The sequence below is a fragment of the Photobacterium frigidiphilum genome, assembly GCF_003025615.1.
Taxonomy (GTDB): domain Bacteria; phylum Pseudomonadota; class Gammaproteobacteria; order Enterobacterales; family Vibrionaceae; genus Photobacterium; species Photobacterium frigidiphilum.
In genome coordinates, this window is the sequence record NZ_PYMJ01000092.1 from 1 (window position 1) to 2596 (window position 2596).

The following is a 2596-nucleotide window of genomic DNA, read 5'->3' on the forward strand; positions in this document are numbered from 1 at the left end:
TACCTTTATAGAAATAGGTTTACTGAAGCTATCATGCCAATCCTTGGCTCCAGTTTGGGACTGTCAGATCTCGCTCGTGTAGCTGATGGTTGAATTGATGACGATTAAATCGGACTCGATTCAGCGCCTCAATAAACACCCTAATGTCACCGATAGTTGTTGTCTCGTCCAATTCGGCAATCGCTTGCATCAAATCAAGGATACGTTCAGTTTCATCATATTTTGTAGCATCTGGCATGCCATGGCCACTAAGACAAAATGGCGTTTTCTTTTTTGAAGGCTCTTCGATACGTTCAATCCGAATATCCAGCAACCAATGTCGATAGAAGTTGTACTCGTAAGTAAAGCGATCATGAAGTTCAAATTTAAAGAGCTCAAGCGTGATCAGCCATGGATTATTAGAAAAGCCAATCCCACCGTCATAACTGATCCCATAATCTTCGCCATAGATATGAAAGGAATGGAGATACTCATTATCCCAACCAAAGGCAGATTGAATGATAAAATGAAGCGCGCCTAAAGATGTATCCCCATGGAGCCGGAACCGCCGCCAAACCATAGGACTGATGCCCCGAAGCGCGACTTTAATTGGGGTTTTGCGCCCATCCCCTCGAAATTAACCTTAGGAGTTAATTTTGAGGTTATTCTTGAGCATCAAATGACTTAACCGCACTAAGTGCACGGTAGATTGTGGCTTCTCCTAACCTAAACTCTTTAGCTAACTGCCCGATAGTAGCGCCAGCTACTCGCTTAAAATAAATTTCCTTTCTCATTTCATCCGTTAGCTTAGATGGACGGCCAAATTGGACTCCATTCTCTTTGGCTTTTGCGATCCCTTCAGATTGACGTTCTGTACGAAGGTCTGTTTCAAATTCAGCAATAGAGGCCAGCATGTTAAACATGAGCCTACCCGTAGATGTGCTGGTATCAATATTTTGACCCAGTACAATTAGGTTGATTTTTTCTTTCTCAAATTCTTTAGCCAATTGCGATAAATGCCAAACTGATCTAGCAAGACGGTCAAGTCGTGTAATGATAAGAGTGTCACCTTCCCGAAGGTAATTCATACAAGCATTAAACTCTGGTCGGTCGGCTGTGCGACCACTCCGCTTTTCCTGATAAATGCGATCGCACTCCGCATGGTGGAGTTGATCGAGTTGAACTTCCAAACTTTGGCCAGTAGAACTGACTCTTGCATAACCAACTCGTGACATTTCCTATCATAACCTCTTAGATATTTTGATACTCAAGTTATGATAGTAGTTTTGATAGGCGATTTCCATCACTATCATTAAGTATACATTATGATAGTAATGGAAAGTCGAGTGTCCATGAGAAGGGACGTTTTAATTTTCACTGTTATCATTCTCTGAGATAGAGCATCACTATCAGGCTGAAGGGTATTAACCAAATAATATATTGGTATCGTACTTATCAGTCATTAAGTGCTTCTTCAGTCTATTTAGAGCAACTATCTGAAGTTGCCTGACTCGCTCTCGTGTTAGCCCAACCGCTGCGGCTACGTCCTGTAGAGTTTCAGTTTCGTATCCATTTAAGCCAAATCGTCTATTCAGAATTTCTTGTTCTCGTGGCGGGATTGTTTCGAATGATTGGCCAATGAGTAGCTGTAAGTCTTTTTCATTGCATGAATCTTCAGGTTTGATGGAGCTTTCATCAGCAACAAACTCTGCGCCAGTGCTAGTCGTGCCATTGATAGGTTTGTCTAGTGAAACCAATGAAACTTCAGAGGAGAGTATTTTTTTTACTTGATGGAGGGGACGCTCTAGCTCTTTGGCTAACTCATTTGTCGAGGGGGTATATCCCCCTTTTTTCATTAACTTTCGTTGCGCTCGTAGAAGTGTATTTATTTCTTTTGAAACATGCACTGGAAGACGGATAGTACGGGATTGATTATGGATAAAACGTTCTATTGATTGTTTTATCCACCATGTGGCATAAGTCGAAAACCGAAAGCCTCTTTCTGGGTCAAATTTATCGACAGCTGTGATTAAACCTATGTTTCCCTCATTGATTAAATCATTAATGAGTATATTTGAGGCGCGGTATCTCTTGGCTATGCTGACCACCAAGCGAAGGTTACTTTTAATCATGACTGTCTTTGCGTCACGATCTCCACACAATAACTTCCGACTGTACTGTAATTCTTCTTCTTTCGATAACAACCGTTGTTGTGCTATTTCGGTAAAATACAATTGAACACTATTTAAATCTTGGGTTGTTTCTTTTTCTTTAGTGATATCCATACCAGCCTACTGTGTAGAGTGTGCATTAAAGCTCATATGCCTATGATGTCACTATGAATAATTGTATATACCCCTAAAAGGAATAATTTTGATGAAGATCTAACTTTTTTACAGGGTGACGCTCTCAAGAAAAACATTTTTAAAGGGGGGGATTTAGGATTGGCGATGAATCTAAGCAAACATCGCCATTTCAGTATCAAATTTATGTCTCTCCCGCACTAGCGACTCTTTCTGTATCAACACTTTCAAGCGGCTCTATGTCACTTAGCAAATCGGCTAAATCAATTTCCTTTTTTCCTTTGTTAAATGAATATTCACCGTTTAAATTAATG

The 2596-nt window shown here is 40.4% G+C and carries 3 protein-coding genes; all 3 read right to left on the reverse strand.

Annotated elements, in window-relative coordinates; translation table 11 throughout:
• Positions 1-31 precede the first annotated feature (31 nt).
• The 3 genes from C9J12_RS29730 to C9J12_RS29740 all read right to left on the reverse strand — a co-directional run bounded on the left by C9J12_RS29730 (position 32) and on the right by C9J12_RS29740 (position 2264).
• Positions 32-589: a plasmid pRiA4b ORF-3 family protein gene (locus tag C9J12_RS29730; protein ID WP_227876518.1), complete on the reverse strand. Its 558-nt coding sequence runs from the start codon at positions 587-589 to the stop codon at positions 32-34.
• Positions 590-641: 52 nt separating this feature from the next.
• Positions 642-1214: a recombinase family protein gene (locus C9J12_RS29735; RefSeq protein WP_107247048.1), complete on the reverse strand. Its 573-nt coding sequence runs from the start codon at positions 1212-1214 to the stop codon at positions 642-644.
• Between the two features lie 189 nt (positions 1215-1403).
• Entirely contained in the window at positions 1404-2264 is an 861-nt protein-coding gene (locus tag C9J12_RS29740; RefSeq protein WP_107247050.1) for a sigma-70 family RNA polymerase sigma factor, read from the reverse strand.
• Positions 2265-2596 lie beyond the last annotated feature (332 nt).

Bases quoted from the DNA above. Each gene is read 5' to 3' on its own strand.
- C9J12_RS29735 (WP_107247048.1), bottom strand. From the start codon at position 1,214: ATGTCACGAGTTGGTTATGCAAGAGTCAGTTCTACTGGCCAAAGTTTG.
- C9J12_RS29740 (WP_107247050.1), bottom strand. From the start codon at position 2,264: ATGGATATCACTAAAGAAAAAGAAACAACCCAAGATTTAAATAGTGTT.